The organism is Kitasatospora sp. NPDC028961 (assembly GCF_055564815.1).
The window spans coordinates 262,049-278,018 of the sequence record NZ_JBVHVO010000009.1; the positions used below are offsets into that span (position 1 = coordinate 262,049).

Consider the following 15,970-nt stretch of genomic DNA (forward strand, 5'->3'; position numbering starts at 1 on the left):
CACTCCCCCGTCGCCCCAGGAGGTAGCCACGCCATGTCCAAGAACTGCGTAGACCGCCGGCTGTCCGGCCCCCCGCACCGTCGGCCGCGTGAATTCGCGGCGCGATTGGACTCCCGGCCCGCGTGCACTCCCCTGGCCCGGCTGATGCTGCGGGCCTATCTGGCCGGGATGCCGCAGGGCGAACGCTACTCGGACGTCGGCGAGTTGCTGCTCGGCGAACTCTTCGCCAACGCCGTCCAGCACAGTGACGCGCCGCCGGACCGCATGATCGAGGTCCGGTTCGCGCTGATCACCGACCGGCTCCGGATCGAGGTGCACGACGCGGGCACCGGCCGCCCGACCGCCCGGCTCTCCGCCACCGACGACGAGCACGGGCGGGGCCTCTTCCTCGTCAACGAGCTCGCGGACCGGTGGGGTTGTCGCCCGCGTGCGGGCGGGGTGGGCAAGTTCGTCTGGGCCCTGGTCGCCCCCGGGCCCGAGTACACCGGTCCCGCCTTCGGTCGTGCTCCCGGCGTCATCGCCGTCTGACGGCAGCGCCGCCCCGGCGCATTCACCGTGCGCCCCGCAACGATTTCCCCCCAACGTGGGGTTTGGCTCAACCCATCGGCCCGTGCGTACCGATGCCCCATGCGGCGCAAGTCCCGGGCGGGGTGGCGGCGCTGAGGGCTGCCACCCCGTTCGCCGCTCCTCCCCCGGTCGACGACCACCGCTGCCCGTTACTTCGCGGCGTCGAGGGTGGCGCGCCAGAGCGGGCTGTCGACGTAGTGGTTGTCGTACTGCTCGGAGGAGTCCTTGATCTCCTGCGGGCTCGCCTCGCCGCGCATCACCCGGCCGAGCAGGCGCAGGTAGTCGAAGCGGGGCATGCCCGGGGTGAAGACGAAGAGCACGTCGGCCTCGGAGCCGGGCGCCGCCGCGAAGGCGTGCGGGGTGTGCGGCGGCACGAGCAGCAGGTCGCCGGCGCCGAGGACCTTGATCTCGTTCCCGACCAGCACCTGCAGCGAGCCGTCGATCACGAAGAACAGCTCCGAGGCCCGGGTGTGGAAGTGGGCCGGGGCGCCGACCGCGCCCTTGGCGAAGGTCGAGCGGTAGCTGGTGATCGAGCTGCCGTCGGTGCCGCAGTCGGCCAGCAGGGTCATCACGCTGCTCGGGTCACTGGTGGTCTCGGCCTCGGCCGCGCGGGTCAGCACGGGCTTGAGGTCGGCGGCGGCCGGGATGAGGTTCGCAGCGGCGGTGTTCACAGTCGTTCTCCGTGTTTCGGGTGGTGGGCCCCGGTCTCTCGCCGTGGCCTTGTGTCTACGACTCTACGGAGTCGAGAGACCCGTGCCAGGGTGCATTTCCAACCCACTTCCATGGGTCAATTCTCGGACGGCGCCGGACGTGATCCAGCGTCATCCGAGGCCCCCGCACCAGCCGTTCAGACATCCCGGCGCCGCACGACGACCACCGCGAGCACGACGGCGACCAGCGGCCAGAGCAGGTACACGGCCCACGAGCCGGGGACGGTCGCGGTGTACGCGAGGGAGTCGGGATCCGCCGGCCAGTTCTGGACCAGGCGCCGCCAGGCGGTGGACGGCATCAGGTGGTTGACGTCCGCCGACCAGCGCGTCCCCTCCGAGAACATCGGGGGCAGCAGCACCAGCGTGAAGACCCCGGTGACCACCGTGGTGGCGGTGTGTCGGATCAGCACCCCGAGACCCAGCCCGACCAGGGCGCAGATCGGGGCCACCAGGGTGCACGCCACCAGGGCCCGGGCCAGCCCGGGGTGGGTGGCCGGGGCTCCCCCGCTCAGCACGGCCTGGGAGGCCAGGAAGGAGCCGACGGAGGTCACCGCGCCGACCGCGGTCCACAGCGCGGCGGTGACGGCCGCCTTGGCCAGGACCACCTGGCCGCGGGCGGGGACGGCCACCGTGGTGGTGCGGATCAGCCCGCTGCTGTACTCGCTCACCACGGTGATGGCGCCCATCGTGGCGGCGACCAGCATCAGCGTCCAGTACCCGGCCGCCGGAAAGGCGTTGAAGGGGAGGAACTCGCGGGGCGCGCCCGGGACCGCGTCGCCGTCGTGCGCCGCCATCGTCGCCGCGACGGCGGAGCCGATGACGAACACCGTGGTGACCGCGATCGCCCACGGGGTGGAGCGCAGCGACCGCGTCTTGATCCACTCGGAGGCGAGCAGATCGCCGAAGCGCACGGGAGAGGCAGCCGCCGGGACGACTGAGGGAGCGACTGCGGGGGCTGCCGCCGGGGCGGCCGTGGACGTGCTCATCGGGGCTCTCCTGCCAGGTATTCGACGCTGTCGGCGGTGAGTTCCATGAAGGCCTCCTCCAAGGAGGCGTTCCGGGTGGTCAGTTCGTCCAGCGGGATCCGGTGCTCCAGGGCGAGCGCGCCGATCCGGTCCGCCGGCAGTCCGGTCACGGTGAGCCTCCCGGTACCGGCCGGGTCCGCCGGTGCGACCGAGCCGCCCGCGGCGGCCAGCACCGCCGCCAGTTCGGCGGCCTGCCGGGTGCCCACCACGACGCCCCGGCCGGTGCTGCGGGCCGCGAACTCCCCGACCGGCTCGGCGGCGAGGAGCCGGCCCCGGCCGATCACCACGAGGTCGTCGGCGGTGTGCTCCATCTCCGACATCAGGTGGCTCGACAGCAGCACCGTGCGCCCCTCGGCGGCCAGGCGCCGGAACAGCCGGCGCATCCAGAGCACGCCCTCCGGGTCCATGCCGTTGACCGGTTCGTCGAAGACCAGCACGGGCGGGTCGCCGAGCAGGGCGGTAGCGATCCCGAGCCGCTGCTTCATGCCCAGCGAGAACCCGCCGATCCGGCGGTCCGCCGCCTCGGCCAGTCCCACCTCCCGCAGCACCTCGTCGACCCGGCGCAGCGGGATGCCGTTGCTGCGGGCCAGGGCGGACAGCTGGGCCGCGGCGCTGCGTCCGCCGTGAACCTGGTTGGCGTCGAGGAGCGCGCCGACGTGCCGCAGGCCGCGCGGGTGGGTGCGGAAGGGGAGCCCGCCGACGGTGGCGGTGCCGGCCGTCGGGGCGTCCAGGCCGAGGATCATCCGCAGGGTGGTGGTCTTGCCCGCTCCGTTGGGGCCGAGGAATCCGGTGACCCGGCCCGGCCGCACGGTGAAGGTGAGACGGTCGACGGCGGTCCTGCCGCCGTAGTGCTTGGTGAGTTCCTTGACTTCGATCACGAGGACGACTCTGCCCGGGCGGCCCTCGTCCGGGCATCGGGCCCGGGGCGACACCTCGGCCGGCGGGATCCGCCCACGGGCGTACGCCCCCGGGCCGATGCCGCGTGGCCGGCCGCTGGCTAACCTCGCCGCATGAACGTCGGAACGATCACCCCGCGCACCGCCACGCCCCCGCCCCCGCCCCGGCAGCGAGGCGCCGTACCGGTGACCGGCACGCGGGTCGCGGCCTGGGTGGGCGGCTCCGTCTACGTCCTCGCGACGGCCCTGCTGGCGGGGGCCACGCCGCGGGCTCCGCACGCGCTGCACGCCGTCGGGTCGCTGCTGGCCGTGAGCCTGCTCGTCGGTGTGCTGCGGAGGATGCCGCTGCTGGCGCTGACGATGGCTCTGCTCGGCTCCGCCCTCGTGGTGGTGGGCACGGGGAACTCCGGCGGTCCGCACCTGGCGCTGACCTACCAGAGCCAGTTCCTGCCCTTCCTGGCGGTGGACGTCCTCCTGGGCTTCGTCGTCGCCACCGGTGCGCGCCGGGCCCGGATCGGCGCCGTGACCGTGTCCACCCTCGTCCAACTGCTGCTGGTCGGCGGCTTCGCCCACGGGGACAACCTGACCGCCAACGCCGTGATCGCCGTCCTGGCGACGGCCGCGGCCTGCACCGTCGGCCTGCTGGTCCGCGAGCGCCGCGAGCACGCGGTGGCGCTGCGCTCGCAGGAGGTGGCCGAGGCGGTGACCGCCGAACGGCTCCGGATCGCGCGGGAGTTGCACGACATGGTCGCGCACAGCATCGGCATCATCGCCATCCAGGCCGGGGTCGGGAGCCGGGTGATCGAGACCCAGCCCGCGGAGGCCCGGGAGGCGCTGCGCGCCATCGAGGCCACCAGCCGCGAGACGCTGGCGGGTCTGCGCCGCACGCTGGTGGCGCTGCGACAGAGCGACCCGGGGCCGGCGGAGTCGAAGCGGACGCCGCTCGCGCCCTCGCCGGGTCTGGCGGACATCGACGGGCTGGTCGCGGCGACGGCCGACGCGGGGGTGCGGGTCGACCTGCGCCACCGGGGGGAGCGGCGTCCGCTGCCGGCCGAGATCGAGCTGTCCGCCTACCGTATCGTCCAGGAGGCGCTGACCAACGTGGTCCGCCACGCGGGCACCGGGCACTGCCGGGTGACCATCGATCACGGGGACGGGGAGCTGTCGGTGGAGATCGTCGACGACGGGCGCGGCGCCACCACGAGCGGGCCGGACCACGGCTTCGGGCTGGTGGGCATGCGGGAGCGGGTCGCCCTGCTGCACGGCCGGCTGAGCGCCGGGCCACGCCCCGGGGGCGGCTTCCGGGTGGCCGCCCGGCTGCCGCTGCCCGCCGGAGTCACGGCGGTGGCCCGATGAGCGTCCGCGTCCTGCTCGTCGACGACCAGCCGCTGGTGCGGTCCGGACTGCGCGTGATCATGGCCGACCACCCCGACCTGCTGGTGGTCGGCGAGGCCGCCGACGGCGCCGAGGCCGTCCGGCTGGTCGGCGAGCTGGGCCCCGACGTCGTGGTGATGGACATCCGGATGCCCGGCATGGACGGGATCGAGGCCACCCGACTGATCACGGCCGGACCGGCGACGGCCCGCGTCCTCGTGCTGACCACCTTCGACGAGGACGACCACGTCTACGACGCGCTGCGGGCCGGGGCGAGCGGCTTCGTGGTCAAGGACATGGCGCTGGACGACATCCTCGCGGCGGTCCGGGTGGTCGCCGACGGCGACGCGCTGATCGCGCCGGGCGTGACGCGCCGGCTGATCGCGGACTTCGTCGGGCGCCCGGGGGCCGCCCGCCCCGGGGCCGCCCCGGAGGGCCCGCCCCCGACGGTCGAGGGCATCACCGAGCGGGAGCGGGAGGTGCTGACCCTGGTCGGACGCGGCCGGTCGAACGCCGAGATCGCCGAGGACCTCTTCATCACGGTGGCCACCGCCAAGTCGCACGTGTCGCGGCTGCTCGCCAAGCTGGGCGCCCGGGACCGGGTCCAGCTCGTGATCACCGCCTACGAGGCCGGGCTGGTCACGCCGTCCCGGTGACCGCCCGACCCGGCCCCGGCGGACCGGCCCGCCGTGGTGTACTGGGTCAAGTCGGCCCGTGCAGCACACACTTGGGGGAGCCGTGTTCCACCGCGACGACCGGCGCCCGCCCGGCATCCGGACGCCCGACCGGGAGACCGCCGAGGAGTTCGGCGAGCCGGTCGCCGTGCTCCGCGACGCCCCGGCCGGGTGGTTCACCCTGCTGGGACGGCAGAGCTCGGACGGGTTCCTCCACTGCCTCGACGTCGGCTACCACCGCGGCACCGACCTGATGGCGACCGTCCAGACCTCCCGGCCGCTGCCGGAGAGCCACCGGGTCCGGCCGTTCAGCACGCCCGAGTCCGAGCTCTGGGTCTTCCTCGCCAACTCCGGGCGGATCGACCACGGGACGTTCCCGGAGGACCTCGGGCCCGTCCGCCACGAGGTCGCCCTCCGCCTGGACGGGGTCGCCACCCGGGTGGCGGGGTACCGGTCCCACGGCTGCACCAGCGCCTCGCTGCCGTGCGGCGCCGGGCACCTCGTCGTGACCGCGCCGGACGCCCACTGGGAGGCCGTCGCCGACCTCGTCCTGCGCCGGGCGGGCGACTTCTAGGGGCGCCCTGGGCCCCTGCCCCTGCGCCGGCTCGGCACCTGAGCCGCTCAGCGGTCGAGGGCGATGGCGTGCTTGGCCCGCTCGACCGACTCCTCGGCCGGCGGGCCGCCGGGGTTCTCGGTGGCCAGCGCCTGGTTGAGGGCCACGAAGGGGCGCATCCGCTCCTCGTAGCGGGTGAAGGCCGCGCAGTGGCCCCCGCCCGCCGCCCTGGCCCGCCCGAGCTCGTCGGCGAGCACATGGGCGCCGACCAGCGCCAGGCTGGTGCCCTGGCCGGAGAGCAGCGAGGCGCAGTACCCGGCGTCGCCGACCAGGGCGGTCCGGCCGACGGACCAGCGGTCGAGGTGCACCTGGGCCATCACGTCGGCGTAGAAGTCGGGCGCCCGCTCCAGCGCGGCCAGCAGCCGGGGCGTCTCCCAGCGCAGCGCGCCCATCCGCTCGGCGACCTGCCGCCTGGCCAGCGCCATGTCACGCACGGCCGGTTCGTCGCTCCCGTAGCCGAAGGTGATCCGCAGCTCGCGGTTGCCGCGCACCGGGTAGATGCCGTAGCCGGCGTGGCCGTCGCGCTGCCAGACCTGCCAGTCCTCCAGGCCGAGGAAGTTGTCCGCGCCGAAGATGGCGACGTGGGAGCCGAGGTGGCGCAGGAACCGCTCCTCGGGGCCGAAGGCCAGCCTGCGGACCCCGGAGTGCAGGCCGTCCGCGCCAACCACCAGGTCGAAGGTGCGGGGCGCGCCGTGCGCGAAGGTGACGTGCACGCCGTGCTCGTCCTCCCGGAGCCCGGTGATGCTGTCGCCGCCCACGAACTCGACGCCTTCGGAGGCGTGTTCCTGCAGCAGGGCGACGAGGTCCTCGCGCAGCAGCTCGACGTCGTCGCTGTCGAGCCGGCCGCTGCTGTAGGTGGCCTCGGTGGAGCGGTGCACCTCGTTGCCGTCGGCGTCGAGGACGGACATGCCGCGCATCCGGGTCCGGGCGGCCCGGATCGGCCCGGTCAGACCCATCCGGTCGACGACGTCGAGTGCGACGCCCCGGATGTCGACGGCCTGGCCGCCACGGCGCGGGGCGGCGGCGAGCTCCACCACCGTCGGGGCGAAGCCGTTGCGGCGCAGCCAGTGGGCGAGGGTGAGGCCGGCGAGGCCGCCACCGGAGACGAGGACGGTCTGCATGAGGAACTCCCCCTGTTCGCGGCCGGTTACCCGGACGCCTGTGTCTGTACGCTGTAAGCGAGCTGCTCGTGCGCAGCTCGCGCTCTGAATGTACGACGTAAATTCAGAGGCGCGCAAGGAGCTGACCAGCAGGTTTGGGCGTATCTGTGCTAGTACAGCAGGCCTTTCGGCGGGCATCTCGGCCGGTCGGCTCTGAGCTAGTACAGGGCGGACGGCCGCGAAAAGATCTTCCGAGGAGTCGACAGCATGGCCACGGACCCGGACCCGCCCTACCGGCGCATCGCCGCCGACCTCCGACGGCGGATCGCCACCGGCGCGCTCGCCCCGGGCGAGCGGGTGCCCTCGAACCGCCGGCTCGCCCAGGAGTGGGGCGTCGCCCTCGCCACCGCCACCAAGGCGCTGACCGTGCTGCGGCTGGAGGGGCTGGTGGAGGCCCGGGCCCGGGTCGGCACCGTGGTGGCCGGCGGCCCGACCGGACCTGACGCGGCGGTCGCGGCAGGCCCGGCGGTCGCACCGGCCGCAGCTGCCGTCGCGCCCGTGCCCGCGCCTCCCGCCGCAGCCGCCACCCCCGCGCCGGACCGCACGCCCGCCGGGGACGGCGAGCTGAGCCGGGAGCGGATCGTCCGGGCCGCGCTGGAGCTGGCCGACGCCGAAGGGCTCGGCTCGCTCTCGATGCGCGCCGTCGCCGGGCGGCTCGGGGTGTCCGCGATGTCGCCATACCGCTACGTCACCAGCAAGGAGGAGCTGGTCATGCTGGCCGCCGACGCGGCCTTCGGCGAGGCCCGCTACCCGGCCGACCCGCCCGCCGGCTGGCGGCCCCGCCTGGAGCTGGGCGCCCGCACCCTCTGGACCCTGTTCCGCCGCCACCCCTGGCTCGCGCAGCTCAGCCCGGTCACCCGGCCGCTGCTGCTGCCCAACCTGCTGGTGCACGCCGAATGGGCGCTCGCCGCGCTCGACGGCCACGACCTCTCCGCGCCGGCCATGCTCGACATCCACGTGCTGCTGTACAGCTACATCGAGGGCATCGCCGTCAACCTGGAGCGCGAGGACCAGGCCCGGGCCGCCACCGGCGTCACCGAGGACCAGTGGATGGACCGCCAGCTCCCCGTCATCGGCGCGCTCGCCGACTCCGGCCGCTTCCCGGTGTTCGGCCGGCTGATGGCCGACCTCCCGAACGGCTACGACCTGGACCTGGACACCCTGTTCGAGTTCGGCCTGGCCAACCTGCTGGACGGACTGGCCTCCCGCGTCGGCCCGGCGGCGCCCGCCGGCCCCTGATCCCCCTCGCGCCCCCGGAAGGCCCGGCGGTACTCGCGGGGGGCGACCCCGACCCGGGCGACGAAGACGGGCCGCAGCGAGACCGCCGCACCGAAGCCGCAGCGGACCGCGACGGCGTCCACCGGCAGGTCCGTCTCCTCCAGCAACCGCTGGGCCAGGAGCACGCGTTGCTCCAGCAGCCAGCGCAGCGGCGTGGTGCCCGTCGCGCCGACGAAGCGGCGGGCGAACGAGCGCTCCGACATCAGCGCCAGCCCGGCCATCCCGCGGACCGTCCACGGGGTGTCGAGGGCGGCCAGGACCTCGGCGCGGACCCGGGCCAGGACGTCGTCACCGCCGGCGTCCTCGGGGACCGGCGACGGGATGAACTGCGCCTGCCCACCAGCCCGGAAGGGCGCGGTGACCATCGCCCGGGCGATCGTGGCGGCGGCCTGCTGGCCGTGCGCGGCGCGCACCAGGTGCAGACACAGGTCGATGCCGGCCGCCACCCCGGCGGAGGTCCAGAGCCCGCCCTCACCGGTGAAGAGCACCTCCGGGCGGACGTCCACCGCCGGGAAGCGCCGGGCCAGTTCGCCGGCGAGCGCCCAGTGGGTGGTGGCGGTCCGGCCGTCCAGCAGCCCGGCCTCGGCGAGGACGAAGGCGCCCGCGCAGAGCGAGGCGACGGTGACGCTGCCCTCGTGGGCGGCGCGCAGGGCGGCCAGCACGGCCGGGTCGCGCGGCTCGTTCAGCCGCTCCATCCCCGGGACGACGACCAGATCGCACTCCCGCAGCGTCTCCAGGCCGAAGTCCGGCACCCGCTCCAGCCCGCCGCCGAGCCGCACCCGGGCGCCCTGCGGCCCGCAGACCCGCAGGTCGAAGGCGGGCAGCCCGGGCCGGGTCAGCCGGTTCGACCACACCTCGCCGATCACCGCGTAGTCGAACGCCCGCACGCCCTCGAAGATCAGGCAACCCACAGTCCGCATGGCAGAAATCTAGCGACGAAGGGCGCCCGGGCGCGGTGGCAGGAATCGATCGATGGGTGGCGCCGGCGCCCCTCACCCGGGCTGCCCGGGCGCCGACACGATGGACGCATGACGAACACCGACGCATTCGACGCCCCGCTCACCATCGACTCCGACTCCGTACTCGTCGTCATCGACGTCCAGAAGGGCTTCGACGACCAGGCGTTCTGGGGCGACCGGGACAACCCGGAGGCCGAGCAGCGGATCGGCGAACTGATCGGCGCCTGGCAGGAGACCGGGCGCCCGGTCGTGGTGGTGCAGCACGCCTCGCAGACCGGGCCGCTCGCGCCGGGCACCCCGGGGTACGAGCTGAAGGACGTGGTGGCGGACGTCAAGGCGGACCTGCACGTCACCAAGCCGGTGAACAGCGCCTTCTACGGCACCCCGGACCTGCACGCCTGGCTCCGGCAGCGGGGCGCCCGCCAGGTCGTCATCGTCGGGATCATGACGAACGTGTGCAACGAGACCACGGCGCGGATGGCGGGCAACCTCGGGTACGACACGATCTTCCCGACCGACGCCATGCACACCTTCGACATGGCCGGGCCGGACGGCGTGACCGTGCCGGCCGCCGAACTCGCCCGGGCCACCGCGACGGTGCTGCACACGATGCGCTTCGCCAAGGTGGTCACCACCGCCGCCGTCCTGGCGGCGGCGGTCAGCTGATCAGCGCCTCATAGGCCGTCCCCTCCACAGCGTCGAGCAGGACGAAACCCCTCCCCGGGCCGGTGGCCACCGCGTGGAGCCGGGCCAACGCCTCGGCCTCGGTGGGGAGTTCGATCCCCAGGGCGGCGGCCGCCGCCGCCCGCTCGGCGAGCAGGCCGGGCTCGTCCGCCAGGTACTCCCCGGCCGCCTCGGCGCTCTCCTCGGCGGTGAAGCCCGGGCAGTCCCGCCACCACGGGACGGCCAGCAGCAGCCGGACCAGCTCCGGCAGGCCGACCGCCACCAGCGCGGCGCCGCCCTCGGAGTCCGCGTAGAGGACGGGCCGCTCCTCGCCGCCGGTGCCGCAGAAGAAGAAGGTGCCGCCCGCGCCGTCCCCCGCGATCGGCTCCAGCAGCTCGCCGGAGGCCAGCACGACCGCCTCCCCGTGCTCGGTGCGGTCGAGGTCGAAGTCCCCCGGCCAGAGCAGGAACTCCGCGGCGACGGCGGTGTCCCGGACGGCGGCGAGCAGCGAGTTCGTCATGCCGGTCACTCTAGGCACCGGCACCGACAGGACCCGGCGGCGGCCGCCCCCGCGCACCGGGGTGCGGGGGCGGCCGCCGGGGGCTCAGCCCTTCTTGGAGAGGAAGTCGTACGCCCCCGCGGCGACGTCGTCCAGGTACGGGCCGGCCTGGTACATCGGGTCGCCGGTGTGCTTCCCGACCGAGACGTTGCTGACCAGCGCCGGCTTGCCGTCCTTGGCCGCCAGCCAGCCGCCCCCGCTGGAGCCGCCGGTCATGGTGCAGCCGATGACCAGCATCGGCGGGCGGGACGGCTCGTAGGACAGCCGGCCCGGCTTGCCGCTCTCGCAGCGGTCCAGCTCCATGCCGTCGAACGGCGGGGCGGCCGGGTAGCCGTACTCGGTGACGCTCAGCTGGTCGCGCGGCGCGTTGAACCAGACCGGCACCGCACCGCCGACGGTCTCCTCCAGCGACTTCGCGCCGTCCGCGGGCTTCACCCGGATGACCGCGAAGTCGTAGTGGGTGGCCGCGTCACCGGTCTTGCCGCCCTCGGCCTTCCACTGCGGGGACGTCACCGCCTGGGTCGCGCCCCAGATGCCGAACGGCGCGTACTGGGACTCGTCCGCCTGCTTGCCACCGCTCATCGCGGCATTGCTGTTGAAGGCCGGGATGAAGGAGATGTTGCTGTAGAACGAACCGCCCTTGCCCTGGTGGACGCAGTGGCCCGCCGTCCAGACCAGGTTGCTCTTGCCGGGGTGGGCCGGGTCGGCCACCACGGTCGCCGAGCACTGCGAACGGCCCAGACCGCCGCCGGCCGCGCCGGCGCCCGGCTCGTCCGCGAACAGCTTCCCGTGCACGGCGAGCTTGGTGTACGGGTGCTGCAGGGGCTGGGCGTTGACGGTCTTCGGCAGCGGGTCGTTGCCGTTGTCGGCGGGCTGCGCGGGCGGCTGCCCGGGCTGGGCCGGCGGCTGCGCGGGCTGGGAAGGCTGGGCCGGGGCCTGGGAGGGCTGCTGCGCCGGCTGCTTGGGCGGCGCCGGGGCCTGCGAGGCCGGCTGCTGGGTGTTGGACGGCTTCGGCGCCGCCGGGGTGGTCGCGGCGGCCGGCGTGGTCGGGTGCCCCGGCTGGGTGGGCTGGCCGGCCGGCGGCTTGCTGCCCGCCGCCGGGGTGCTCGGTCCCGGGGCCGACGGCTGGGCGGGCGCCTGGGTGCCCGCGGGCTGCGGCGCCGGCGGCTCGATCGGCTCGTTCGGCTTGGCCTGGAGCAGCTTCTCCAGGGTCCAGAACCCCTTGGTGGCGGCCGGGAGGGCGTAGTCCTTCGCCCACTTCTCCCAGTCCTCGAACTTCCACTTCTTCAGGTCGTCGAGGTTGGCGGGGAGGCCGAGGGCCGGCGCGCCCGCCGCGGCGGCGGTGTCCGCCGAGCTGTTGTCCGGCCCGCACGCCGAGGTGCCGAGCAGGGTGAGTGCGAGGACCGACGCCCCGAGGACGGCCCGGGCGGAACGGGTGGATCTGACTGACGATGACATGAACTTCCGAATCCCCCATGTGTGAAAGCGCGCGGCGCCGTCGAGACGGCGCCGCGGTGCGCCGGGGAGTATTCCACTGGCCGTCAGGTGCGGGCCAACCCGCCCCCGGCGTCGCGCCGCGGGCGGGTGCCCGGCAACGGGGTCCGGGGGCGGGGCCGGGTCCGGGCAGGGCCCTACCGGCCGACCGAGCCGTCCAGTTGCTCGCGGATGATGTCGGCGTGGCCGGCGTGCCGACCGGTCTCCTCGATCATGTGGACCAGCAGCCAGCGCATCGACGGCGCTTCGGCGCCGGGGCGCAGCGACCGGACCCCGGGGCGGTCGAGCCGGTCGGAGGCGGCGGCGATCACCTCGTTGGCGCGGGCGATCGCGGCCCGGTAGGCGGCGACCGACCCGGCCACCGTCTCGTCGCCGGGCGAGGCGGCCTCGTCGTCCCACGGTTCGTCGCCCTCGCCCCGGTAGGCCCAGAGGAACCAGTTGAGCTCGACGGCGGTGAGGTGCCGGACCAGCCAGAGCAGGCTGGTGCCGGAGGCGACGCCGGGGCGCCGGGCGTCCTCGTCGGTGAGGCCGTCGGTCTTGCCGATGACGGCCTCGCGCAGGTAGTCCAGGAAGGTCAGCAGGGTGGTCGGTTCGTCGGCGTCGAGGCCCGGCGGGCGGACGTCACGGTGCTCGTTCGCGGCGGTGTTGTCGGTCACGCCCACCAGGCTAACGAGCCGTCCCGTCACCAGCCCTGGTGGTGGACCCAGTCCCCGAGGTGGCGGGCGCAGTCGTCGACGGACTCCCGCCAGGAGTGCACGGCGCCCTCGCCGGCCTCGTCGCTGACGTGCTTCACCAGCCGCACGGAGAGCCCGGCCCGGTGGGCGACGGTGGCGACGGCGTAGCCCTCCATGTCGACGAGGTCCGCGTGCTCGGCGAGCCGGTCACGGGCGGCCGCGCCGGAGACGAACTGGTCGCCGGTGGCCAGCACCGGGCCGTCCCCCTTGCCGACCATCAGCGGAGCGCCGTAGGTACGGCCGGTCAGCTCCAGCAGCGCGGGGCTGTCGAGGTCGTGCTGGATCACCTGGACGACCGTGTGGGTACCCGCCCAGCCGGAGCGCAGCGCGCCCGCGGTGCCGAGGTTGACCACCTCGGAGGGGTGCTCGCCACGGGCGAGGACGGTCGCCAGCGCGGCGGTCGCGTTGACCTTGCCGATGCCCGTCAGCAGGACCGGGAGCCGGTCGCCCAGGTACGCGGCCTCCTCCCGGACGGCGACGACGAGCAGCGGACGGTCGGCGGAGATCGTTCCCAGAAGTCGCATGCCGCCATGGTACGGACGGCCCTTCCGGAGACCGGGGCGGCACAACCGGACCCCTCCCCTCCGACTGTCCGGGGAACCGCATAGGGTGCATCCCGCGTCGACCCGATCACCGACCCGCCCCGCGCACCGGGGCGACGGACCCCGGCGAGCCCTGGCGGCCGCCGGCAGGGCTCCACCCCGTGGTCGGCCGCACTCGTACCAGTGATCGCAGCAGTGCCCGCGGAGCGGGGGCCCGGGACCGGGCCCCCGCGATGCTCAAGATCGGCGCAAGTCGGGTGTGGCCGCGGGGAGCGACGGCCATACTGCTGGCAACGGCCGGGCCCCGGATGACGGAGCCGGCCACAGGGGAGGGTGAGGCCGGTGGCGACACCAGTACGTACGGAGCGGCCCCGCACGGTGGCGCCGGCGCGGCCCGGCGGCACGGCCGCGGCCCGGGAGACCGGCCCGCTCGGCCGGCTGCGCCGCGCCACCCGGACGGCACCGGGCCGGCTGCGGCTGGCCGGAGCGCTGCTGGCGGTGCTCACCGTGGCCTTCGGCGCGCTCACCGCCTGGCAGGTCAACTCCCGCGCACAGGCGGCGGAACGGGTGGTCTCGTACAGCCAGCCGCTGAGCCAGGCGGCCGCCGACATCCACCGCTCGCTGGCCGACGCGGACACCACGGCGGCCACCGGCTTCCTGCTGGCCGGCGCCGAGCCGAAGGCCGTCCGGGACCGCTACGAACAGGACCTCGCGACGGCGTCCCGGCTGATCGCCGAGGCGGCGGCGCGCACCACCACCTCCTCCCCCGCCCAGGGCTGGCTCGCCACGCTCAACCAGCAGGTCCCGGTGTACGCCGGCCTGGTGGAGACGGCGCGGGCCGACAACCGCCAGGGCTTCCCGCTCGGCGGCGCCTACCTGCGCCACGCCTCGGACCAGATGCGCACCGTGCTGCTGCCCGCCGCGGCCCAGCTCAGCGCCGCCGAGAACCAGGCGCTGGCGGACGACTACGCCGAGGCGCAGTCCATCCCCTGGGCCGCGTACGGGCTGGGCGTGGTGACGCTCACCGCGCTGGTCTGGGTGCAGACGACGCTGTACCGGCGGACCAACCGGGTCTTCAACATCGGGCTGCTCGGCTCGACCGCCGCCGTGCTGGCCGCGGTGCTCTGGCTGACGGTGGCCGGGACGGGCGCCGACGCCACGCTGCGCAAGAGCCAGATCGACGGCGCCGACCCGCTGAAGGCCCTCAACGCCGCCCGGGTCGACGTGCTGACCGCCCGGCTGGCGGAGAACCTCCACCTGGTGGCCCGCGGCTCCAGCACCCAGTACGCGGACCTCTGGACGAAGACCACCGAGCACCTCTTCAGCTCCGACACCGGCCGCCCCGGGACGGCCGGCACCCTGGCCGAGGCCCGGCGGCTGGCGCCCGAGGACGCCGGCGCGGCCATCCTCGACGCCATGCGGCAGTACGACCAGTGGCGCGAGCGGCACCAGGCGGCGAGCAACCTGGAGAACGTCGAGGCGGACTACCAGGGCGCGCTGGACGCCACGGTGACCGTCAAGGAGGCGGACGTGCCGAAGACCTCCGACGCCGCGTTCAACGCCACCGACCAGCGGCTGGCGCAGGCCGCCGCGACCGAGCTCCAGGAGTTCAAGCGGGCCGCCGAGGGCACCGACGGGGACTTGCGCACCGCCGCCGCGGCGGTCGCGGTGCTGGCCCTGGTGGCCGCCGCCGCGGCCCTGCGCGGCCTCGGCCGACGACTGGCCGAGTACCGGTAGAAGGGGGACGGACACGATGGGCAGGACAACGGTACGGGCCGGATCGGCCACCGCGGTGGCGCTGCTCGCCTGCTGCGCGACGGTGCTCGGCGCGGGCGGCCCACAGGGCGCGGTGCTGTCGGCGGGCGCCGCCGCGCCGGCCACGGCGCCCCGGCAGGAGCAGGCCGGCAACGACTGCGACGTCTACCAGAGCGTGCCGCCGAGCAGCGAGGACGGCCCGGCGGTGAAGGCCGTCAAGGCCAAGCGCAGCCTGGTGATCGGCGTCGACCAGAACAGCTTCCGCTGGGGCTCCCGCAACCCCAACACGGGCCAGATCGAGGGCTTCGACATCGACCTCGCCCGGGCGATCGGCGCCGCGATCATGGGCGATCCGGACAAGGTGACCCTCAAGGCCGTCCCGACCGCCGAGCGGGTCAAGTTCGTCCAGGAGGGCCGGGTCGACCTGATCGTCCGGACCATGACCATCACCTGCGACCGGCTCCAGCAGATCGCCTTCTCCAAGCCGTACTTCAACACCAGCCAGCGCGTGGTGGTGCCCAAGGCGTCAGCGGCGAGGACGATCGACGAGGCGGTGGACGGCAAGACCGTCTGCGCGGCGACCAGTTCCTCCGCCGAGGACGAGCTGAAGTCCCGTCCGAAGGTCGCGAAGATCGTCTCGGTGGAGAACCACCTGGACTGCCTGGTGCTGATGCAGCTCGGCAAGGTCGACGCGACCATGACCGACGACGGCCTCGCGGCCAGCCAGGCCGCCCAGGACCAGACCGTCCGGCTGGTCGACGGCGAGGTCCGGCCGGCCGTGATGGGCGTCGCGATGCTCAAGAACAGCACCGACCTGACCGCCCGGGTGAACCAGGTGCTCGCCGACTACCACGCGAGCGGCGCGTGGCGGGCGGCGTACGACCGCTGGCTCAAGCCGTACATGCTGAACGACGCCGAGCACTACTGGCCGGCGCAGCGTTGACCGGCCCGGCGCGACCCCGGCACC

General features: G+C 74.6%; 17 protein-coding genes. 8 read left to right on the forward strand and 9 right to left on the reverse strand.

Annotation, left to right across the window (positions count from 1 at the left end; genetic code table 11):
- Window positions 1-33 precede the first annotated feature (33 nt).
- Window positions 34-528, forward strand: coding sequence for an ATP-binding protein (locus ACZ4UX_RS19330; RefSeq protein WP_465707504.1), 495 nt, complete (start codon window positions 34-36; stop codon window positions 526-528).
- A 188-nt stretch (window positions 529-716) separates the two neighbouring features.
- Here the strand turns inward: ACZ4UX_RS19330 and ACZ4UX_RS19335 are convergent, their stop codons facing one another.
- The 3 genes from ACZ4UX_RS19335 to ACZ4UX_RS19345 form a co-directional block, all read right to left on the reverse strand.
- The gene (locus ACZ4UX_RS19335; protein ID WP_465707505.1) at window positions 717-1,238 is read right to left on the reverse strand and encodes a cupin domain-containing protein; all 522 of its coding nucleotides are present in this window, start codon (window positions 1,236-1,238) and stop codon (window positions 717-719) included.
- Window positions 1,239-1,414: 176 nt separating this feature from the next.
- The gene (locus ACZ4UX_RS19340) at window positions 1,415-2,263 is read right to left on the reverse strand and encodes an ABC transporter permease (RefSeq protein ID WP_465707506.1); all 849 of its coding nucleotides are present in this window, start codon (window positions 2,261-2,263) and stop codon (window positions 1,415-1,417) included.
- Window positions 2,260-3,180: an ABC transporter ATP-binding protein gene (locus ACZ4UX_RS19345; protein WP_465707507.1), complete on the reverse strand. Its 921-nt coding sequence runs from the start codon at window positions 3,178-3,180 to the stop codon at window positions 2,260-2,262. The genes ACZ4UX_RS19340 and ACZ4UX_RS19345 overlap by 4 nt, the downstream gene beginning before the upstream one ends.
- Before the next feature lie 132 nt (window positions 3,181-3,312).
- Between ACZ4UX_RS19345 and ACZ4UX_RS19350 the strand changes: the two genes are divergently transcribed.
- The 3 genes from ACZ4UX_RS19350 to ACZ4UX_RS19360 are packed head-to-tail and all read left to right on the forward strand — an operon-like array spanning window position 3,313 to window position 5,820.
- The gene (locus ACZ4UX_RS19350) at window positions 3,313-4,554 is read left to right on the forward strand and encodes a sensor histidine kinase (protein WP_465707508.1); all 1,242 of its coding nucleotides are present in this window, start codon (window positions 3,313-3,315) and stop codon (window positions 4,552-4,554) included.
- The gene (locus ACZ4UX_RS19355; RefSeq protein ID WP_329489946.1) at window positions 4,551-5,228 is read left to right on the forward strand and encodes a response regulator transcription factor; all 678 of its coding nucleotides are present in this window, start codon (window positions 4,551-4,553) and stop codon (window positions 5,226-5,228) included. The genes ACZ4UX_RS19350 and ACZ4UX_RS19355 overlap by 4 nt, the downstream gene beginning before the upstream one ends.
- A 58-nt stretch (window positions 5,229-5,286) precedes the next feature.
- Window positions 5,287-5,820, forward strand: a complete 534-nt coding sequence (locus ACZ4UX_RS19360; RefSeq protein ID WP_465707509.1) for a hypothetical protein — start codon at window positions 5,287-5,289, stop codon at window positions 5,818-5,820.
- Between the two features lie 47 nt (window positions 5,821-5,867).
- On the opposite strand, the gene ACZ4UX_RS19365 is transcribed toward ACZ4UX_RS19360, so the two are convergent.
- Window positions 5,868-6,980, reverse strand: a complete 1,113-nt coding sequence (locus ACZ4UX_RS19365; protein WP_465707510.1) for an FAD-dependent monooxygenase — start codon at window positions 6,978-6,980, stop codon at window positions 5,868-5,870.
- Window positions 6,981-7,226: 246 nt separating this feature from the next.
- Here ACZ4UX_RS19365 and ACZ4UX_RS19370 point away from each other — a divergent pair, with 246 nt between their 5' ends.
- Window positions 7,227-8,258, forward strand: coding sequence for a TetR/AcrR family transcriptional regulator C-terminal domain-containing protein (locus tag ACZ4UX_RS19370; protein WP_465707511.1), 1,032 nt, complete (start codon window positions 7,227-7,229; stop codon window positions 8,256-8,258).
- Here the strand turns inward: ACZ4UX_RS19370 and ACZ4UX_RS19375 are convergent.
- Window positions 8,159-9,217, reverse strand: coding sequence for a GlxA family transcriptional regulator (locus ACZ4UX_RS19375; RefSeq protein WP_465707512.1), 1,059 nt, complete (start codon window positions 9,215-9,217; stop codon window positions 8,159-8,161). The two genes, ACZ4UX_RS19370 and ACZ4UX_RS19375, sit on opposite strands and share 100 nt — an antisense overlap.
- A 108-nt stretch (window positions 9,218-9,325) precedes the next feature.
- On the opposite strand from ACZ4UX_RS19375, the gene ACZ4UX_RS19380 reads away from it, so the two are divergent.
- Window positions 9,326-9,922: a cysteine hydrolase family protein gene (locus ACZ4UX_RS19380; protein WP_465707513.1), complete on the forward strand. Its 597-nt coding sequence runs from the start codon at window positions 9,326-9,328 to the stop codon at window positions 9,920-9,922.
- Here the strand turns inward: ACZ4UX_RS19380 and ACZ4UX_RS19385 are convergent.
- The 4 genes from ACZ4UX_RS19385 to ACZ4UX_RS19400 form a co-directional block, all read right to left on the reverse strand.
- Complete coding sequence (locus tag ACZ4UX_RS19385) at window positions 9,915-10,439, reverse strand: hypothetical protein (protein ID WP_465707514.1); 525 nt, start codon at window positions 10,437-10,439, stop codon at window positions 9,915-9,917. The genes ACZ4UX_RS19380 and ACZ4UX_RS19385 overlap by 8 nt on opposite strands.
- 84 nt (window positions 10,440-10,523) lie before the next feature.
- On the reverse strand, window positions 10,524-11,936 hold the full coding sequence (locus ACZ4UX_RS19390; protein ID WP_465707515.1) for a trypsin-like serine peptidase: 1,413 nt from the start codon (window positions 11,934-11,936) through the stop codon (window positions 10,524-10,526).
- Window positions 11,937-12,109: 173 nt separating this feature from the next.
- Complete coding sequence (locus ACZ4UX_RS19395) at window positions 12,110-12,628, reverse strand: DinB family protein (RefSeq protein WP_465602439.1); 519 nt, start codon at window positions 12,626-12,628, stop codon at window positions 12,110-12,112.
- Window positions 12,629-12,654: 26 nt separating this feature from the next.
- Window positions 12,655-13,230 (reverse strand): nucleosidase, encoded by a 576-nt coding sequence (locus tag ACZ4UX_RS19400; protein ID WP_329489938.1) that lies wholly within the window; start codon window positions 13,228-13,230, stop codon window positions 12,655-12,657.
- A 360-nt stretch (window positions 13,231-13,590) separates the two neighbouring features.
- On the opposite strand from ACZ4UX_RS19400, the gene ACZ4UX_RS19405 reads away from it, so the two are divergent.
- Both ACZ4UX_RS19405 and ACZ4UX_RS19410 read left to right on the forward strand, forming a co-directional pair.
- Window positions 13,591-14,985 (forward strand): hypothetical protein, encoded by a 1,395-nt coding sequence (locus ACZ4UX_RS19405; RefSeq protein WP_465707516.1) that lies wholly within the window; start codon window positions 13,591-13,593, stop codon window positions 14,983-14,985.
- 16 nt (window positions 14,986-15,001) lie between these two features.
- Window positions 15,002-15,946 (forward strand): glutamate ABC transporter substrate-binding protein, encoded by a 945-nt coding sequence (locus ACZ4UX_RS19410; RefSeq protein WP_465707517.1) that lies wholly within the window; start codon window positions 15,002-15,004, stop codon window positions 15,944-15,946.
- Window positions 15,947-15,970 lie beyond the last annotated feature (24 nt).

Bases quoted from the DNA above. Each gene is read 5' to 3' on its own strand.
- ACZ4UX_RS19380 (WP_465707513.1), top strand. From the start codon at position 9,326: ATGACGAACACCGACGCATTCGACGCCCCGCTCACCATCGACTCCGAC.
- ACZ4UX_RS19340 (WP_465707506.1), bottom strand. From the start codon at position 2,263: ATGAGCACGTCCACGGCCGCCCCGGCGGCAGCCCCCGCAGTCGCTCCC.
- ACZ4UX_RS19390 (WP_465707515.1), bottom strand. From the start codon at position 11,936: ATGTCATCGTCAGTCAGATCCACCCGTTCCGCCCGGGCCGTCCTCGGG.
- ACZ4UX_RS19365 (WP_465707510.1), bottom strand. From the start codon at position 6,980: ATGCAGACCGTCCTCGTCTCCGGTGGCGGCCTCGCCGGCCTCACCCTC.
- ACZ4UX_RS19355 (WP_329489946.1), top strand. From the start codon at position 4,551: ATGAGCGTCCGCGTCCTGCTCGTCGACGACCAGCCGCTGGTGCGGTCC.
- ACZ4UX_RS19400 (WP_329489938.1), bottom strand. From the start codon at position 13,230: ATGCGACTTCTGGGAACGATCTCCGCCGACCGTCCGCTGCTCGTCGTC.
- ACZ4UX_RS19385 (WP_465707514.1), bottom strand. From the start codon at position 10,439: ATGACGAACTCGCTGCTCGCCGCCGTCCGGGACACCGCCGTCGCCGCG.
- ACZ4UX_RS19330 (WP_465707504.1), top strand. From the start codon at position 34: ATGTCCAAGAACTGCGTAGACCGCCGGCTGTCCGGCCCCCCGCACCGT.
- ACZ4UX_RS19410 (WP_465707517.1), top strand. From the start codon at position 15,002: ATGGGCAGGACAACGGTACGGGCCGGATCGGCCACCGCGGTGGCGCTG.
- ACZ4UX_RS19370 (WP_465707511.1), top strand. From the start codon at position 7,227: ATGGCCACGGACCCGGACCCGCCCTACCGGCGCATCGCCGCCGACCTC.
- ACZ4UX_RS19375 (WP_465707512.1), bottom strand. From the start codon at position 9,217: ATGCGGACTGTGGGTTGCCTGATCTTCGAGGGCGTGCGGGCGTTCGAC.
- ACZ4UX_RS19350 (WP_465707508.1), top strand. From the start codon at position 3,313: ATGAACGTCGGAACGATCACCCCGCGCACCGCCACGCCCCCGCCCCCG.